This is a genomic window from Streptomyces sp. NPDC096013 (assembly GCF_044763565.1).
Lineage (GTDB): Bacteria > Actinomycetota > Actinomycetes > Streptomycetales > Streptomycetaceae > Streptomyces.
Genome location: NZ_JBIWGK010000003.1, coordinates 195,283 through 212,593, shown reverse-complemented (window position 1 = coordinate 212,593; position 17,311 = coordinate 195,283). Strand labels below are relative to the sequence as shown.

The window sequence follows — 17,311 nt, the reverse complement described above, 5'->3', positions numbered from 1 at the left end:
ACCCCCCAGGGGCAGGTGGATACTCGATGGCATGAGCACCACGGAGCGTCCCAGGATCCTCGTAGTAGGCGGTGGGTACGTAGGCCTGTACGCAGCTCGGCGCATTCTCAAGAAGATGCGCTACGGCGAGGCGACCGTCACGGTCGTCGACCCCCGGTCGTACATGACCTACCAGCCCTTCCTCCCCGAAGCCGCCGCCGGCAGCATCTCCCCTCGGCACGTCGTCGTCCCGCTGCGGCGCGTCCTGCCCAAGGCGGAGGTCCTCACCGGCCGGGTCACCACCATCGACCAGGACCGCAAGGTCGCCACGATCGCCCCCCTCGTGGGCGAGGCGTACGAGCTGCCTTTCGACTACCTCGTCATCGCGATGGGCGCGGTCTCCCGCACCTTCCCGATCCCCGGCCTCGCCGAACAGGGCATCGGCATGAAGGGCATCGAGGAGTCCATCGGCCTGCGCAACCACGTCCTCGAGCAGCTCGACAAGGCCGACTCCACCACCGACGAGGAGATCCGCCGCAAGGCGCTCACCTTCGTCTTCATCGGCGGCGGTTTCGCCGGTGCGGAGACCATCGGTGAGGTCGAGGACATGGCCCGGGACGCGGCCAAGTACTACACCAACGTCTCCCGCGAGGACATGCGCTTCGTCCTCGTCGACGCCGCCGACAAGATCCTCCCGGAGGTCGGCCCCAAGCTCGGCCTCTACGGCAAGGAGCACCTGGAGAGCCGCGGGATCGAGATCTACCTCTCGACCTCGATGGACTCCTGCGTCGACGGCCACGTCGTGCTGAAGAACGGCCTGGAGGTCGACTCCAACACGATCGTGTGGACGGCCGGCGTCAAGCCGAACCCCGTTCTCTCCCGCTTCGGCCTCCCGCTCGGCCCGCGCGGTCACGTCGACGCCCAGCCGACCCTCCAGGTCACCGGCACCGACTACGTCTGGGCCGCCGGCGACAACGCCCAGGTGCCCGACATCGCCGCCCGCAAGGCCGGCGTCGAGAACGCCTGGTGCCCGCCGAACGCCCAGCACGCGCTGCGCCAGGCGAAGGTCCTCGGCGACAACGTGATCTCCGGTATGCGGGGCTTCCCGCAGAAGGAGTACTCGCACGCCAACAAGGGTGCGGTGGCGGGCCTCGGCCTCCACAAGGGCGTCGCGATGATCGTCATGGGCAAGATGAAGATCAAGGTCAAGGGCCGCCTCGCGTGGTACATGCACCGCGGCTACCACGGTCTGGCCATGCCGACCTGGAACCGCAAGATCCGCGTCTTCGCCGACTGGACGCTCGCGATGTTCCTCAAGCGCGAGGTCGTCTCGCTCGGCGCCATGGAGAACCCCCGCGAGGAGTTCTACGAGGCCGCCAAGCCGGCGCCGGCTCCGGCCGTCGCCGCGAAGACCGAGGAGAAGGCCAAGGCCTCCTGACCGTCCTCGGTCACCTCTGGCGGTGTGAGAAGCCGTGCGCAGTCGTAAGAAGCAGTGACCCCGAAGGGGCCGTCCGCCATCCGTGGTGCGGGCGGCCCCTTCGGCGTGCGCTCACGCCACCTCCATGGCCGCTACATCTATTTTGCCTACTCGTAATGCTCACGCAGGACTGCGATCGGGCCTGGCCGGTGTTTACGTAGTGATGGACAATTCCGGGATCCGCGTCACGGAGGTGTGCGCCATGGCTGATGCCGCGCTGCGGCTCAAATCCCTCTTCGAACAGCTGTTGGGAACCTCTATCCCGGTGCGCATCCGCGCCTGGGACGGTTCCGAGGCAGGGCCGCCCGATGCGCCGACGTTGGTCGTACGCAATCGCCGTGCCCTGCGCCGACTGCTGTGGAAGCCCGGCGAACTGGGCATGGCCCGCGCCTGGGTCTCCGGCGACCTGGGCATCGAGGGCGACCTGTACGAGGCCCTCGACGCGATGTCCGAGCTGGTGTGGGAGCGCGGCGAGGACGCCCGCACCCTCACCCAGGCCCTGCGCGACCCCGAGGTGCGCTCCGCCGTCCGCGGAATGGTCAGGCTCGCCGGACTCCCGCTGCCGCCCGCCCCGCCCCCGGAAGAGGTCCGCCGCGGCCGCGCCCACCTCCACACCAAGCGCACCGACAAGCACGCCATCAGCCACCACTACGACGTCGGCAACGACTTCTACGAGATCGTCCTCGGCCCCTCCATGGTCTACTCCTGCGCCTACTGGGAGTCCCCGGACGGCACCCTGGAGGACGCCCAGCGCGACAAGCTCGACCTCATCTGCCGCAAACTGGAGTTGACGCCGGGTCAGCGCCTCCTCGACGTCGGCTGCGGCTGGGGCTCGATGGCGATCCACGCGGCCCGCGAGTACGGCGTGCGCGTGGTCGGCGTGACCCTCTCCCAGGAACAGGCGGCCTACGCCCGCAAGCGCGTCGCGGACGAGGGGCTCACCGACAAGGTGGAGATCCGGGTGCAGGACTACCGCGACGTCAGCGACGGGCCCTACGACGCCATCTCCTCCATCGGCATGGCCGAACACGTCGGCGCCGAGCGGTACTTGGAGTACGCGGGGGTTCTCCACGCGCTGCTCGCACCCGGCGGGCGGCTCCTGAACCACCAGATCGCCCGGCGCCCGCGCCGGGACGAATCGGCGTACAGCATCGACGAGTTCATCGACTCCTACGTCTTCCCGGACGGCGAACTCGCCCCGATCGGCACCACGGTGACGCAGTTGGAGCGCGCCGGGCTCGAAGTGCGTGACGTCGAGGTGATCCGCGAGCACTACGCGCTCACCCTGCGCCGCTGGGTCGCCAACCTGGAGGCCGAGTGGGCGCGTGCGGCCAAGCTGGCCGGGGCGGGCCGGGCGCGTGTGTGGCGTCTGTACATGGCTGCCTCCGCGCTCGCCTTCGAGCGCAACCGCATCGGCGTCAACCAGGTCCTGGCGGTCCGGACCCCGGACGGCGGGAGTTCCGGGATGCCGTTGCGCGCCCGTACCTGGAACTGATCCGGATTTCCGGACAGCGGAAGGGGCCCCGTTCCGATGCGGAACGGGGCCCCGACTCATGTGCCGCTACTCGGACTTGATGGCCGACAGCATGTTCAGCTTGGCCGCGCGCCGGGCCGGCCACAGGGCCGCCAGGACGCCGACCGTGCCCGCGAGGAGCAGGAAGAGCGCCATCCGGGCCCACGGGATGACCAGCGCGTACGTCGCCATCTTCGCGCCGATCAACTCGCCCGCCGCCCAGCCGAAGAACACGCCGAGGCCGATGCCGAGCACCCCGCCGAAGAGCGAGATGACCAGGGACTCCAGCCGGACCATCCGCTTGATGCCCTTGCGGTCGAGGCCGATCGCGCGCAGCATCCCGATCTCCTGCGAGCGCTCGAAGACCGACATGGCCAGGGTGTTGATGACCCCGAGGACCGCGACGATCACCGCCATCGCCAGCAGGCCGTAGACCATGTTGAGGATCAGGGTGAAGACCTGCGCGATGCTGTCGGAGAGGTCCTTCTTGTCCTGGACCTTGACGGCCGGGTTGGAGCCGAGGGCCTTCTCCAGCTTGTCCTTCGTCGCGCTGGACGCGCCGTCGGCCGTCTTGACCAGGATCTGCATGTCGGCCGGGTCGGTCTGGTGCGGGGCGAGCGTGGCGTTGTCGAGCATGATGCCGCGGATGAGCTCGTTGCCCTCGTAGACCGCGGAGACGGTGAGCTGTTGCGCCTTGCCGTCCTCGTAGTGCGCGGTGAAGGTCGAACCGGCCTTCCAGTGACGGGAGGTGGCCGTGTCGTCGTCCACGACCACCTGGGTCCCGGCGACCTTGAAGGTGCCGCTGTCGACCTTGAGGTCGGTGAGCTTGTCGATCGCCGAGCCGTTGACGCCGGTGAGGAACTCGGACGTGCCGTCGATGCGCGAGGGGGCGTTGCGCAGCGGGCTGGTGGCGGTGACGCCGGAGGTGGTGGTGAGCGTCTTGTCGACGTCGGGGGAGAGCGAGTTGCCGTTCGCCATCGACACGATGTAGTCGGCGCTGATCGCGGACGAGGCCATCTTGTCGATCGCCTGCTGGAGGCTGCCCGCCATCACGGTCATGCCGGTGATGAGGGTGAGGCCGATCATCAGCGCGGACGCGGTGGCGGCGGTACGGCGCGGGTTGCGCACCGAGTTCTGGCGGGCCAGCTTGCCGGAGATCCCGAAGATCCGCAGGACCGGCGCCGAGGCCGCGATCAGCGGGCGGGACAGCAGCGGGGTCAGGATGAAGACACCGATGATGAGGAGGACGGCGCCGATACCCATGGGGGCTTGGCCGTCCGAGCCGTTCATCGACGTGGCCGCGATGACGACCGCGATGCCCGCGCCGGAGAACAGCGCGCCGAGCGTGTTGCGCAGGACGAGCGACTTGGTGGTGGCCGTGGCGTGCAGGCTGCTCATCGCGGCGACCGGCGGGATCTTCGCGGCGCGGCGGCCGGGCAGCCAGGCGGCGAGCATGGTGATGAGGATGCCGACCGCGAGGGCGCTCAGGACCGTGTTCCCGGTGATGACCAGCGGGCCGTCCGGGACGGTCGCGCCGATCGTGCCCATCAGGGCGCGCAGTCCGGCGCCGATGCCGATACCGGCGACCAGACCGGCCACCGCGGCGACCGCGCCGACCACGAACGCCTCCAGCAGCACCGACCGCGTGACCTGCCTGCGGGAGGCGCCGACGGCGCGCAACAGGGCCAGTTCCTTGGTGCGTTGGGCGACCAGCATGGTGAAGGTGTTGGCGATGATGAACGTGCCGACGAAGAGCGCGATGCCCGCGAAGACCAGCAGGCCCTGCTTGAGCCCGCTCATCGAGGAGGCGATCGTCTCGGCCTGGTCGTCGGCGAGCTTCTTGGCGGTGGTGGTCTCGGTGAGGCCCTTGGGCAGGGCACTGTCCAGGTGCGCCTTCAGCGCGGCCTGGCTGGTTCCGGCCGCGGCCTTCACATCGATCTCGTCGTACGTCCCCGCCTTGCCGAACAGCTTCTGCGCGGTCGCGGTGTCGAAGAGGGCGAGGCTGCCGCCGGCGGTGACATTGCCGTCGTCGGTGGTGAAGATGCCGGTGATCCTCGGGGTCAGGACAGGGCCGTCGACCGAGATGCGCACGGTGTCGCCGACCTTGTACCCGGCGCGCTTCGCGGTCTCGGAGTCGATGGCCACCTCGCCCGAACCATGGGGCGCGGCACCGGACGTGAGGGGGTAGCGGGCGTCCTTGTCCCCCCAGTAGTTGCCGCCCTCCGACTGGAAGCCGCCGCCGATGAGCTTGCCCTTCTTGTCGGCGATGGCGGTGAAGCCGTTGACGACACCGGTCGCGGACGCGGCGCCCGGCACCTTGGCGCTGGTGTCCAGCATGGCCTGGGTCAGCTCGGGGGTCTTGCCGACGGTGTCGCCCCCGCCGTCCTGGTACTTGGCCTGGACGGCGACGTCGACCTGGTCGAAGCCCTTGGCCGAGCTGTTCTGGAAGGCGTTCGAGATGGTGTTGGTGAAGACCAGGGTCCCCGACACGAACGCGACGCCGAGCATCACGGCGAGCACGGTCATGAGGAGCCGGGCCTTGTGCGCGAGTACGTTGCGCAAGGCGGTACGGAACATGGGTCTACTCAGTCCAGGTCTACGAGGGGTGAGCCGGGCGGCGGAGCCGGGGGCCGGGGCGAGGAAGTCGGGCCCGGGGCGGAGTCGGGTGCCGCCGGGCAGCGAAGTCGGGGGCCCTGGCGGTGAAGCCGGCTGCCGGGGCCGCGGTGTCGGGGAGGAGGCAGTGAACGCCCGTCCCCGTGCGGCGAGTTGAGGTGCCGTCAGCTGGTGCGGCCGGAGCCGGTCAGCTGGTGCGGACCTTGGTGTCGAATCGCTTCATGCGGTCGAGCACCGAGTCCGCCGTCGGCTCGTAGACCTCGTCGACGATGCGGCCGTCCGCGAGGAACACCACCCGGTCCGCGTACGCGGCGGCCACCGGGTCGTGGGTGACCATGACCACCGTCTGCCCCAGCTCCCGTACGGAGTTGCGGAGGAAGCCCAGCACCTCGGCGCCGGAGCGCGAGTCCAGGTTTCCGGTCGGCTCGTCACCGAAGATGATGTCGGGGCGGGAGGCCAGTGCCCGTGCCACGGCGACGCGTTGCTGCTGGCCGCCGGAGAGCTCGGAGGGCCGGTGCTTCAGCCGGTCGGCGAGACCGATCATCGTGATCACCGAGTCCAGCCACTCCTTGTCCGGCTTGCGGCCCGCGATGTCCATCGGGAGGGTGATGTTCTCCAGGGCCGTCAGCGTCGGCAGCAGGTTGAACGCCTGGAAGATGAAACCGATCTTGTCCCGGCGCAACTTCGTGAGCTGCTTGTCCTTCAGGGAGCCCAGTTCGGTGTCACCGATCCGCACGGAACCGGACGAGAAGGTGTCGAGGCCGGCCACGCAGTGCATCAGCGTGGACTTCCCGGACCCCGAGGGGCCCATGATCGCGGTGAACTCGGCCTGCCGGAAGGCGATGGAGACCCGGTCGAGGGCGACCACCTGGGTCTCGCCCTGTCCGTAGATCTTGGAAAGATCCGTGGCACGCGCGGCCACGGAGGTGGTCCGGTCGGCGATGGGGGTGGTGGTCACTGAGGGCGCTCCTGTCGGGACGACGGTACTGCTGGGGACGTGTCCCATCCTCTCCGCCCGATCGCACCGTGTAGTCAGCCGCTGTTCCGGTTCCGGGGGCAGCCTCCAGTCGGACTGCGCTCAGCGCTGTCATACCTGGGGATGAGGGCCGACCCGGAGACGGCCCCTGAGTCGGGTTCGCGTCAAGAACCGGTGGAGCACCCTCGTTCGGGCGGTGAAATTCCGTCATTCCGCATACGAGCCCCCTGACCGCGCGCAAGGCTATTGGCAAGTGCTGATGGCTCTTTCCGCGGTCTGATGCACCCTCAGACATCAATAAAATAAGACAACATCGGTCCGCCCGCCCGCTGTTGGGGAGGCGCGTCCCGATAGGCTCGTGACCTCGATGCGGAGCCCACGGCCTGCCCGGATGGTGGAATGCAGACACGGCGAGCTTAAACCTCGCTGCCCCTTCGCGGGCGTGCCGGTTCAAGTCCGGCTCCGGGCACCTCCGACCCTTTTTCGCACACTTTCCCAACCGTTGACAGGCGACCCACGCGGCCGGAGACTTGGGGCGTACCAGCAAGGTGAAGGAAATTTCACCATGCGAACACATGCTGGCCAGGGAAAGGGAACGCCCGATGCGCACCACCGTCGGCATCATCGGAGCCGGCCCCGCCGGGCTCCTGCTCGCCCGGCTGCTGCACAACGCCGGGATCGACTCGGTCGTGCTGGAGAGCCGGGACCGGGAGTACGTGGAGCACCGGCAGCGGGCCGGCATTCTGGAGCAGGGCACGGTCGACGTGCTGCGCGCGGCCGGCGCGGGGGAGCGCCTGGACCGGGAGGGGCTGCGGCACGACGGGATCGAGCTGCGGTTCGACCGGAAGCGGCACCGGGTGGACTTCCCGGCCCTCACCGGCGGCCGCAGCGTCACCGTCTACGCCCAGACCGAGGTGTGCAAGGACCTGATCGCCCTTCAACTCGCCGACGGCGGCCCGCTGTTGTTCGAGGCGGAGGCGCTGGAGGTGGCGGGGGCGGAGACCGACCGGCCGCGCGTCCGCTTCCGGCATCAGGGGCGCGAGGACGTCCTCGACTGCGACTACGTCGTCGGGTGCGACGGGTTCTGGGGCGTCGCCCGCAACGCGATCCCCGCGCACCTCACCCGCGTCTTCGAGCGGTCGTACCCCTATGCCTGGCTCGGCATCCTCGCCGATGTCGCGCCCTCCCACGACGAACTGGTCTACGCCCGCCACGACCGCGGCTTCGCCCTCCTCTCCATGCGCTCGCCGTCCGTCTCCCGCCTCTACCTCCAGGTGGAGGCGGGCACGGACGCGGAGAGCTGGAGCGACGACGACATCTGGGACGAGCTGGAGCGGCGGTTCGAGACGGAGGACGGCTGGCGGCTCGACCGCGGTCCCGTCACCCAGAAGTCCGTCACCCCCATGCGGTCCTACGTCCACGAGCCCATGCGGCACGGACGGCTCTTCCTCGCGGGAGACGCGGCGCACATCGTCCCGCCGACCGGAGCCAAGGGCCTCAACCTCGCCGTCGGCGACGTCGTCACCTTCGCGCGGGCACTGACGTACAAGAAGGAGACGGGCGGCGACGAACGGCTCGACGCGTACTCCGCCACCTGTCTGCGACGGGTCTGGCAGGCCGAGCGGTTCTCCTACGACATGACGAGCCTCCTGCACCGCGCGCCCGACGCGACGCCCTTCGAGGGGCGGCTCCAACTGGCCCGGCTGGAGCGGATCGCGTCGTCCGCGGCGGCCGAGACGGATCTTGCCGAGGCGTACACCGGGTTTCCGTTCGACGCACAGGGATAAGGGGGCTCTAAGGGGGGCGTCACGGCTTGGTACCAGTGTGCGCGGGGCGTGCGCCGCACCGCGTACCTTGGCAGGACGAGGGGAAGATCCTCCCCAAGAGGTAGGGTCAATCCTTTGCCTACCTATTACTCTTGAGCCCAAGGCCGCGCGAGGCGGCCATGGAGGAGTGAAATGAGGAGCAGAAACCCGGTCTTCTCGCGACGGGGGTTCAGCCGCGACAACGGCTACGCGGGCTTCAACACCGCGCCGCAGGCCGGGGGCCCCGCCGTGGGCACGCAGGGGAACCCCTACGCGGGCGGCAACCCGTACGCGCAGAACCCGTACGCGCAGCAGGACCTGCAACAGGGCGCACCGCCCCAGGCCCCGGCCTCCACCGGCCGGATGACCATGGACGACGTCGTCCTGCGCACCGGCACCACCCTCGGCACGCTGATCGTCACGGCGGCGCTCGCCTGGGCGCTGCTCCCGGTCGACGACGCCAACATCGGCCGGTCGTACGGCATCGGCATCGGTGCCGCGCTGGTGGCGATGGTCCTGGCGTTCGTCCAGTCCTTCAAGCGCAAGCCCGTCCCGGCGCTGATCCTGTCGTACGCCGCGCTGGAAGGCGTCTTCCTCGGCGTCGTCTCCAGCGTCGTCGACAACCGCATCGCGAGCGGCGCGGCCATGCAGGCCGTGATCGGCACGATGGCGGTCTTCGCCGGCGTCCTCATCGCGTACCGCGCGGGCTGGATCCGCGTGAACCGCCGCTTCTACGGCTTCGTGATGGCGGCGGCGCTCGGCTTCATGCTGCTGATGGTCGTGAACCTGCTGTTCGCGGTCTTCGGCGGCGGTGACGGCCTCGGCTTCCGCAGCGGCCCGCTCGGCATCTTCTTCGGCGTCGTCGGCATCATCCTCGGCGCCTGCTTCCTCGCCCTGGACTTCAAGCAGGTCGAGGACGGGATCGCCTACGGCGCGCCCAAGGAAGAGGCGTGGCTCGCGGCCTTCGGGCTGACGCTGACGCTGGTGTGGATCTACATGGAGTTCCTGCGGCTCATCTCGATCCTCAACAGCAACAACTAGCGGTCCTCACGATCGTGAAAGGGCCCCGGGTTCGTTCCCGGGGCCCTTCGTCATGTCCGTGGTCGGTTCGTCCGTGGTGCGCGCCTAGAGCAGTTTGCGCGCGGCCCTCCTCAGGTCGTACTCGTGAATGATCGCCTTGGCGTGGCCGTACGCGAGGTCGTGCTCGGCTCGGAGCCAGCTGACCTTCTCCTCGAAGCGGAAGAGGGCGGGGCCTTCGTCGACGGTGCGCAACCAGTCGGACACTTCACGACCGGTGCAGTGGGGGATGCGGGCGAGCAGATTCTGATGGGTCTCCTGGGAGAACACTTGGGACATCGGCGCCTCCGGACGCATGGGGTGTAAGCCGGTCCTTCAGGTCACCGTGCCTGAGCGTTCGCCCGTTGGCAACAGTCCCGGTACGGCGCGTAGTCTCGCGGCGTGGTGGATACGACGCGGTTGACTCAAGCGGTGGATCACTTCGCGGACCGGCTCAGGGCCGCGCCGCAGAGTCGTTTGCAACGGGGCGCCGCCGCGGAGGCGCTGGCGCTGGCCAGGGAAATGGCCCGCCGGGCGCAGGCGGTGGAGGAGCCCGGGGCGAAGCCTCGGGAGATGCCGGACGCGGGGATGTTCGCCGCGGCCGATCAGATCACCGTGGCCGTGCATGACTTCGCGCTCGTGCTGGTCGATGACGCCGAAGTCGATGAGGCGTTGGAGTTGGTCGCGGAGGCGCAGAAGAGGGCGGGGGTCTGAGCTTCGTCGGCGGGTGCGGGTGCGTCGTGGCTTGTCGCGCAGTTCCCCGCGCCCCCGAAAGACGTAGGTCTGCCGGGACTTTCAGGTGGCTGCCGGGCGGCTGAACGCAGCCCCGCCGGGTCCCCCTAGGGGTGCGGGGAACTGCGCGACAAGCCCCCACTCACTCGCACTCGACGACGTACCCGGACGTCCCCGGAATCAAAGGGACGCTATGACCCGGTCTGCCAGGATGTAGACGTTCTCCTCGCCGCACGCGAACGTGAGGGTGTACGCGCCGGAGACTCCGGAGCCGCCCAGGAGGAACGGGGTCTCGCCGGCCTGGAGGGCCGCGGCGAGGCGTTCGGCGGTCTCGCGGTGGCCGGGGGTCATGCAGAGGGTGGTGCCGTCGACGAAGACGTACACGTCGAGGGTGCCCAGCGGGCCGGGGCGGACGTCGGCCAGTTCCACGGCGGACTCGGCCAGCTCTTCCAGGGTCGCCACCGTGCGTTCGTGGTCGTTGGCCACGGGTGACTGGGCCGGGACGAAGTCCGGGTGGGACGGGTGGCGGCGACGGGCCGCGGCCAGTTCGGGGGACTCCCCGGCGAACTCGTCGGCGTCCGCGGACGGCTCGGTGACCGGCTCCAGCGGTTCGAGGCCCGCGAAGTCGCTCTGGCGGGGCAGGAACAGCTCGCTGTCGGGCAGACCCAGCAGGGTCGGCACCTCCGTGTCGCGGGCTTCCTGGGCGGCCCAGAAGGCGCGCGCCTCGGCGAGTTCCCGCTCCCGTTCCTCGGCCAGCGCCTCGGCCACGGCGGCGCGTATCTCATCCGCGTCGGTGTGGCTGCGGGCGGCGGGCACGAGCGCGCGTACGGCGGCGGCTCGGCCCTCGGCGAGTTCGGTGTGCAGGGCTGCTACCTGGCGACGGAGCACCAAGAGGGTGCGCAGGACGGCGACGCCCACGGCGCCAACGGCGGCCGTGGTGAGCAGCAAAGCGATCGGCATGGCGCTCACTGACGTACTCCCGGTTCAAAGTCGACCCCCGACTTCCTACATCAGCTTGAAGGGCGGACTAACCAGCTGTCAGTGCGTAACGTCACGAAACGGGCAGGACTTTGGGCCTGATGTTTGGTGGTGAAACGGTCCTGACCTGGGGAAATCCCTCTTCGAAGGGAGATAGGTCACATCCTGGGGGAGATTGGATCACAAATCGGCCCAGAACCCAGGCGGTTGCCGGATTCCGGGCCGAAAGGTGACGCAAAGTTCCCATGCGGCTACGGGGAGTTGACTAGCTGAGGCGCTCGATGACCATCGCCATGCCCTGGCCGCCGCCGACGCACATCGTCTCCAGACCGAACTGCTTGTCGTGGAACTGGAGGGAGTTGATCAGGGTGCCGGTGATGCGGGCGCCGGTCATGCCGAAGGGGTGGCCGACCGCGATGGCGCCGCCGTTCACGTTCAGCTTCTCCAGCGGGATGTTCAGGTCGCGGTAGGACGGGATCACCTGGGCGGCGAACGCCTCGTTGATCTCGAACAGGTCGATGTCGTCGACGGTGAGACCGGCGCGGCCCAGCGCCTGCTTCGACGCCTCGACCGGGCCGAGGCCCATGATCTCGGGGGAGAGGCCGGAGACACCGGTCGACACGATCCGGGCCAGCGGGGTCAGGCCCAGCTCGCGGGCCTTGGTGTCGCTCATGATGACGACCGCGGCGGCGCCGTCGTTCAGCGGGCAGCAGTTGCCGGCCGTGACCATGCCGTCGGGGCGGAACACCGGCTTCAGGCCGGAGACACCCTCCAGGGTGACGCCGGCGCGCGGGCCGTCGTCCTTCGACACGACCGTGCCGTCGGGCAGCGTGACCGGGGTGATCTCGCGCTCCCAGAAGCCGTTCTTCAGGGCTTCCTCGGCGAGGTTCTGCGAGCGGACGCCGAACTCGTCCATGTCCTGGCGGGTGACGCCCTTGATCCGGGCGAGGTTCTCCGCGGTCTGGCCCATCGCGATGTACGGGTCGGGGAGCAGGCCGTCCTCGCGCGGGTCGTGCCAGGTCGACCCCTCGGACGCGGCGGTGGCGGCGGTGCGGGCCTGTGCCTCGGCGAAGACCGGGTTGGTGGTGTCCGGGAGGCCGTCCGAGCTGCCCTTGGCGTAACGGGAGACCATCTCGACACCGGCCGAGATGAAGACGTCGCCCTCGCCGGCCTTGATGGCGTGCAGGGCCATGCGGCTGGTCTGCAACGACGAGGAACAGTAGCGGGTGACCGTGCAGCCCGGCAGGTGGTCCATGCCCAGCTGTACGGCGACGATCCGGCCGAGGTTGTAGCCCTGCTCGCCGCCGGGGAGGCCGCAGCCGAGCATCAGGTCCTCGATGAGCTTCGGGTCCAGCTCGGGGATCTTCGCGAGGGCGGCCTGGATGATCGTGGCGGTGAGGTCGTCGGGGCGCAGGTCCTTGAGGGAGCCCTTGACGGCGCGGCCGATGGGGGAGCGGGCGGTCGAGACGATGACGGCTTCGGGCATCACGGCTCCATTGGCGTTTCGTACGGGGGACTGGCACGGCTCCTTCGGAAGTTACCCGCACGTATGGCACAGGTCACGGGGATCGCTGTGTGACCCTGACCGCAGTTTTCTAAGCGCTTGCTTGGGCCCCCGGCGGTGGGGCGGGTCGGCGGCGCGGGCCGGCGGCGGACGTCCAGGGGGCTCCACCCCCTGGACCCCCGGACCTATGCCCACCCACCACCCGACTCGGTGGGTCGAGAAGTCGCCGAAATGGGTGCGTGAATCGGCGAGGCCTCCGGCACCCGCCGCCTCTTCCGGCGCTTCAGCAGGGCCCACGGGCCCCGGGGACCCGTCGGCATCGCCGCCGTGACCTCCGTGCCCGGCTCCGAGGCGGCCTCCGCGGCGGCCCGTGCCACCGGCAGGAAGCCCTCGCGGCGGGACGCGTCCGGACGGTCCTCGTCGGCCGGCCAGAGGCCCAGCGCGGCACAGACGGTCGGGAGGACCGCCATGGCCGCGGTGGCGTAGCCCTCCGCGGAGGGGTGGAAGTTGTCCGGGCCGAACAGCTCACGCGGGTTCGCCGCGAACTCGGGGCCCAGCAGGTCGCCCAGCGACACCGTGCGCCCGCCCTGCTCGACCGTGCCGATCGTCTGGGCCGCCGCCAGCTGTCTGGACGCCCGGCGGGCCAGCCAGCGCAGGGGCTGCTGGACCTGCTCCACCGTCCCGAGGTCGGGACAGGTGCCGACGACGACCTCGGCACCGGCCGTGCGCAGCCGGCGTACCGTCGCCGACAGATGGCGTACCGAGCGGGTCGGGTGCATGCGGTGGGTGACGTCGTTCGCGCCGATCATGATCACGCAGACGTCCGGCACCCGGGTGGTGTCCGCGAGGGCCAGCGCCACCTGGCGGTCCAGGTCGTCGGACTGGGCGCCGGGGAGCGCCACGTTGCGCAGCTCGACCGGGCGTTCCGCGACCGCGGCGAGGCCCGAGGCGAGCAGTGCGCCCGGGGTCTGTGCCGCGCGGTGCACGCCCTGTCCCGCGGCCGTGGAGTCGCCGAGCATGGTCAGGCGCAGGGGAGGTTCACCCGGAGTGTCGTAGGAATGGCCGTACCGGCCGTCGGCGCTGGGCACATGGTTGCTGCCCGGACCGTGGCCGTTGCCCACATGCCGCTTCACGAACCGGACCTCGGCCAGCACCAGCCCGACGGCCGCCGCGCCCACCAGGCCGACCCCGCCACCGCCGTACGCCGCACCGGCCGCGATCCGCCGGGCCACCCGTGCCCTCGACATCCTCGTCATACGTCGCCGCCACCTCCTCTGAGCCGTCATCCACTCCTTGCCCCGAACAGCAGGTCGCCCAATCTCAACAGTCGGTGAACGTGGATTTCGGGCCTTAGGCTGGCGGAACCAATCACGACCACTTCTTTTGCAGCAACCGGAGACAACGGTGCAATTCCACGACTCGATGATCAGCCTCGTCGGCAACACCCCGCTGCTGAGGCTCAACAGCGTGACCGCGGGTGTCCAGGCGACCGTTCTGGCCAAGGTGGAGTACTTCAACCCCGGCGGATCCGTGAAGGACCGCATCGCGCTGCGCATGATCGAGGCGGCCGAGAAGAGCGGGGAGCTTCAGCCCGGCGGCACCATCGTCGAGCCGACCAGCGGCAACACCGGTGTCGGCCTCGCCATCGTCGCCCAGCAGAAGGGGTACCACTGCATCTTCGTGTGCCCCGACAAGGTGTCCACCGACAAGATCAACGTGCTGCGCGCGTACGGCGCCGAGGTGGTCGTGTGCCCCACCGCCGTGGACCCCGAGCACCCGGACTCGTACTACAACGTCTCCGACCGCCTGGTCCGTGAGACGCCGGGTGCCTGGAAGCCGGACCAGTACTCCAACCCGAACAACCCCCTCTCCCACTACCACTCGACCGGCCCCGAGCTGTGGGAGCAGACCGAGGGGAAGATCACCCACTTCGTCGCGGGTGTGGGGACGGGCGGCACCATCTCCGGCACGGGCCGCTACCTCAAGGACGCCAGCGACGGCTCCGTCCAGGTCATCGGCGCCGACCCCGAGGGCTCCGTCTACTCCGGCGGCTCCGGGCGGCCGTACCTCGTCGAGGGCGTCGGCGAGGACTTCTGGCCGACCGCCTACGACCGGACCGTCGCGGACGAGATCGTCCCCGTGTCCGACAAGGACTCCTTCCAGATGACCCGCCGGCTCGCCAAGGAGGAGGGCCTGCTCGTCGGCGGCTCCTGCGGCATGGCCGTCGTGGCCGCGCTGCGGGTCGCCGAGCGGCTCGGTCCCGACGACGTCGTGGTCGTCCTGCTGCCCGACAGCGGCCGCGGCTATCTCTCCAAGATCTTCAACGACGAGTGGATGGCCGACTACGGCTTCCTGGAGGACGAGGGCCCCAGCGCCCGCGTCGCCGACGTCCTCAACGACAAGGTGCACGGCGCCATCCCGTCCCTCGTGCACATGCACCCGGACGAGACCGTCGGCGAGGCCATCGAGGTCCTGCGCGAGTACGGCGTCTCGCAGATGCCGATCGTGAAGCCGGGCGCCGGTCACCCCGACGTCATGGCGGCGGAGGTCGTCGGCTCGGTCGTCGAACGGGAGCTGCTGGACGCCCTGTTCACCCAGCGCGCCTCCCTGACCGACCCGCTGGAGAAGCACATGTCGGCCCCGCTGCCGCAGGTCGGCTCCGGCGAACCGGTGGGCGACCTGATGTCCGTGCTGGGCGCCGCCGACGCGGCCATCGTCCTGGTCGAGGGCAAGCCCACCGGTGTCATCAGCCGACAGGATCTGCTGTCCTTCCTCGCCAAGGGCGGGAAGCAGTGACGAACGTCCGGTGAACGGGCCGTGTCGGCGGCGACTTTGCGGTTGCCCGCCGAAACGGTGGACTTCGTGGAAGTGGTACGAGGGCGTCACGTCCACGCAGCACACGCTTAACACGCGTCGTGCAGATTAGTGGGTGTCGGCAGGGCGGGAGCGGCTCCCCGCCTCGCCGACACAAAAACGGCGTCACGGACCTCCGGAGCGGCTCCCGGACCTCCACCGACGCCTAGGACGCGCACGCCCGGCCCTGACCCGGCACGCGTCCCTCGCGGGGACCGCCGTCGTCCCGCCCTCCCGGCAACGGGGGGTGCGGCGGTCCCCGCGCATAGCCTTTTCCCGGCTTTCTCAGTCTTCCCAGTCACTGTCCTGGGACGACTTGCGCCGCCGTCCGCCGAAGAGCCCCGGGTTGGACCGCGTCGCCTGGACGACGTTCACGCCGACGATGCCGGCCCAGGCCACCAGCAGGCCGGGGAGGTGGGCGATGCCGCCGCCGATCGCGGAGAGCGGGATCGCCAGGACCATCGAGACGATGCCGAAGCCGAAGCGCTCGCCCCAGGAGTCGGTGCCCTGCGGCGAACGGGAGCCGCGGGCGACCACCATCTGCTGCTCGGCCATCTGCCTGCGCACCCGGCGCTCCACCGCGCCGTCGATGCGCTGGTCGACCTTGTCCAGGAAGGAGTCGACCAGCGCCGACTCGTACTCGTCGCCGAGTTCCCTGCGTGCGTGCAGGGTGGCGTTGAGTTCCTTCTTGAGTTCGACGTCGTGCGCGTCCATTCCCGTCATGCGACTCAGGTTAGGGAGCCGTATCCCCCGCCGCACTGGGGATAGCCCCCCTGTTGGACGTCGGGTTCACCGGGAGCACCCGGCGACTCCAGCACCCGCCGACGACCGCCCTGCCCACCCGGAGATGCGCACCTCGATCCATCCCGACCGGCCGTTACTTCGTGATGCCGTGCTGTCGGGCGTAGGTGTTCGCCACGTCCTCCGGGTCCTTCTTGTCCTTGTCCACCTGCCGGTTCAGCTCGGTGAGCTGGGCGGTGGTGAGGAGGTTGCCGAGCCGGGCGAGGGCCTTGCGGACGGTGGGGTCGGCCACGCGGTCGGCGACCAGCGGGACGATGTGCTGACTGGGGATCAGCGTCTTGGGGTCGGTCAGGACCACCCAGTCGTTGGCCTTGATGTCGGTGTCGGTGGTGAACAGGTTCGCCACGTCCACATCCCCCTTCTTCAGCGCGCCCTTCACCAACGGCCCGTCCGAATCAAGGGACTTGAACTCCTTGAACTCCACGCCGTAGACCGATTTCAGTCCTACGACGCCCACCTGACGTGTCTTCACCTCGGCGGAGGCGCCCAGGGTCAGCTTGCCGTTGTGCTTCGCCAGGTCGGCCAGCGAGGTCAGGCCGTACTTCCGGGCGGTCGCGCGGGTGACGACGAAGCAGTCCGCGTCCTCGGCGATGCCGTAGGGGAGGACCTGGAGGCCGGAGGGGAGGGCGAGGGTGAGGGAGTTCTGCATCTCGCCGGCCTCCGCGACCTTGGACGTGGGCCGGAGGTAGGTGAGCAGGGAGCCCTGGTACTCGGGGAGGAGGTCGATGTCGCCGCTCTTGAGGGCGGGGAAGACGATCTCGCGGGTGCCGAGGTTGGGGCGGACCTTGACCTTCACGCCGGCCGCTTCGAGGGCGGCGGCGTAGAGGTAGCCGAGGACCTGGTTCTCGGTGAAGTTGGCGGTGCCGATGGTGACGCCGTTCTTGCTGGAGGCGCTGCCGCCGCCGGACGAGCCACCGCCGTCGAGCGAGGTGACGCCGCTGGAGCAGGCGGACAGGACGGGGACGGCGACGGCCGTTCCGGCGAGGGCGCCGAGGAGAGTGCGACGGTTCATTTCGGGTCCTTC

General features: G+C 69.7%; 14 protein-coding genes and 1 tRNA gene. 7 read left to right on the top strand and 8 right to left on the bottom strand.

The window, feature by feature from the left end; all coding sequences use genetic code 11:
- Positions 1-31: 31 nt before the first annotated feature.
- Both ACIRB1_RS12535 and ACIRB1_RS12530 read left to right on the top strand, forming a co-directional pair.
- The gene (locus ACIRB1_RS12535; protein WP_352181965.1) at positions 32-1,417 is read left to right on the top strand and encodes an NAD(P)/FAD-dependent oxidoreductase; all 1,386 of its coding nucleotides are present in this window, start codon (positions 32-34) and stop codon (positions 1,415-1,417) included.
- A 241-nt stretch (positions 1,418-1,658) separates the two neighbouring features.
- Positions 1,659-2,951 (top strand): class I SAM-dependent methyltransferase, encoded by a 1,293-nt coding sequence (locus tag ACIRB1_RS12530; RefSeq protein ID WP_403465503.1) that lies wholly within the window; start codon positions 1,659-1,661, stop codon positions 2,949-2,951.
- A gap of 66 nt (positions 2,952-3,017) precedes the next feature.
- Here the strand turns inward: ACIRB1_RS12530 and ACIRB1_RS12525 are convergent, their stop codons facing one another.
- Both ACIRB1_RS12525 and ACIRB1_RS12520 read right to left on the bottom strand, forming a co-directional pair.
- Complete coding sequence (locus tag ACIRB1_RS12525) at positions 3,018-5,546, bottom strand: ABC transporter permease (protein WP_403465502.1); 2,529 nt, start codon at positions 5,544-5,546, stop codon at positions 3,018-3,020.
- Positions 5,547-5,769: 223 nt separating this feature from the next.
- Positions 5,770-6,540 carry an ABC transporter ATP-binding protein gene (locus tag ACIRB1_RS12520; protein WP_352181968.1) on the bottom strand — a complete coding sequence of 257 codons (771 nt, stop codon included), beginning with the start codon at positions 6,538-6,540 and terminating at the stop codon, positions 5,770-5,772.
- 403 nt (positions 6,541-6,943) lie between these two features.
- Between ACIRB1_RS12520 and ACIRB1_RS12515 the strand changes: the two genes are divergently transcribed.
- The 3 genes from ACIRB1_RS12515 to ACIRB1_RS12505 all read left to right on the top strand — a co-directional run bounded on the left by ACIRB1_RS12515 (position 6,944) and on the right by ACIRB1_RS12505 (position 9,404).
- Positions 6,944-7,027 (top strand) — tRNA-Leu (locus tag ACIRB1_RS12515).
- A 133-nt stretch (positions 7,028-7,160) separates the two neighbouring features.
- A complete protein-coding gene (locus tag ACIRB1_RS12510; RefSeq protein WP_403465501.1) occupies positions 7,161-8,345 on the top strand; it encodes a 4-hydroxybenzoate 3-monooxygenase in 1,185 nt (394 codons plus the stop codon).
- Positions 8,346-8,516: 171 nt separating this feature from the next.
- Positions 8,517-9,404, top strand: a complete 888-nt coding sequence (locus ACIRB1_RS12505) for a Bax inhibitor-1/YccA family protein (RefSeq protein ID WP_403465500.1) — start codon at positions 8,517-8,519, stop codon at positions 9,402-9,404.
- An 84-nt stretch (positions 9,405-9,488) separates the two neighbouring features.
- Here the strand turns inward: ACIRB1_RS12505 and ACIRB1_RS12500 are convergent, their stop codons facing one another.
- Positions 9,489-9,719: a DUF4287 domain-containing protein gene (locus ACIRB1_RS12500; RefSeq protein ID WP_266771566.1), complete on the bottom strand. Its 231-nt coding sequence runs from the start codon at positions 9,717-9,719 to the stop codon at positions 9,489-9,491.
- Between the two features lie 102 nt (positions 9,720-9,821).
- On the opposite strand from ACIRB1_RS12500, the gene ACIRB1_RS12495 reads away from it, so the two are divergent.
- The gene (locus ACIRB1_RS12495; protein ID WP_403465499.1) at positions 9,822-10,133 is read left to right on the top strand and encodes a hypothetical protein; all 312 of its coding nucleotides are present in this window, start codon (positions 9,822-9,824) and stop codon (positions 10,131-10,133) included.
- Positions 10,134-10,331: 198 nt separating this feature from the next.
- On the opposite strand, the gene ACIRB1_RS12490 is transcribed toward ACIRB1_RS12495, so the two are convergent.
- The 3 genes from ACIRB1_RS12490 to ACIRB1_RS12480 all read right to left on the bottom strand — a co-directional run bounded on the left by ACIRB1_RS12490 (position 10,332) and on the right by ACIRB1_RS12480 (position 13,889).
- Positions 10,332-11,111 (bottom strand): hypothetical protein, encoded by a 780-nt coding sequence (locus tag ACIRB1_RS12490; RefSeq protein WP_352181972.1) that lies wholly within the window; start codon positions 11,109-11,111, stop codon positions 10,332-10,334.
- A gap of 283 nt (positions 11,112-11,394) precedes the next feature.
- A complete protein-coding gene (locus ACIRB1_RS12485; protein ID WP_352181973.1) occupies positions 11,395-12,615 on the bottom strand; it encodes an acetyl-CoA C-acetyltransferase in 1,221 nt (406 codons plus the stop codon).
- A gap of 203 nt (positions 12,616-12,818) precedes the next feature.
- The gene (locus ACIRB1_RS12480; RefSeq protein ID WP_352181974.1) at positions 12,819-13,889 is read right to left on the bottom strand and encodes an SGNH/GDSL hydrolase family protein; all 1,071 of its coding nucleotides are present in this window, start codon (positions 13,887-13,889) and stop codon (positions 12,819-12,821) included.
- A 148-nt stretch (positions 13,890-14,037) separates the two neighbouring features.
- Here ACIRB1_RS12480 and ACIRB1_RS12475 point away from each other — a divergent pair, with 148 nt between their 5' ends.
- On the top strand, positions 14,038-15,429 hold the full coding sequence (locus tag ACIRB1_RS12475; protein WP_352181975.1) for a cystathionine beta-synthase: 1,392 nt from the start codon (positions 14,038-14,040) through the stop codon (positions 15,427-15,429).
- A 342-nt stretch (positions 15,430-15,771) separates the two neighbouring features.
- Here the strand turns inward: ACIRB1_RS12475 and ACIRB1_RS12470 are convergent, their stop codons facing one another.
- Both ACIRB1_RS12470 and ACIRB1_RS12465 read right to left on the bottom strand, forming a co-directional pair.
- Complete coding sequence (locus ACIRB1_RS12470; RefSeq protein WP_352182148.1) at positions 15,772-16,200, bottom strand: hypothetical protein; 429 nt, start codon at positions 16,198-16,200, stop codon at positions 15,772-15,774.
- A 163-nt stretch (positions 16,201-16,363) separates the two neighbouring features.
- Positions 16,364-17,299: an ABC transporter substrate-binding protein gene (locus ACIRB1_RS12465; protein ID WP_403465498.1), complete on the bottom strand. Its 936-nt coding sequence runs from the start codon at positions 17,297-17,299 to the stop codon at positions 16,364-16,366.
- Between the last annotated feature and the right edge of the window lie 12 nt (positions 17,300-17,311).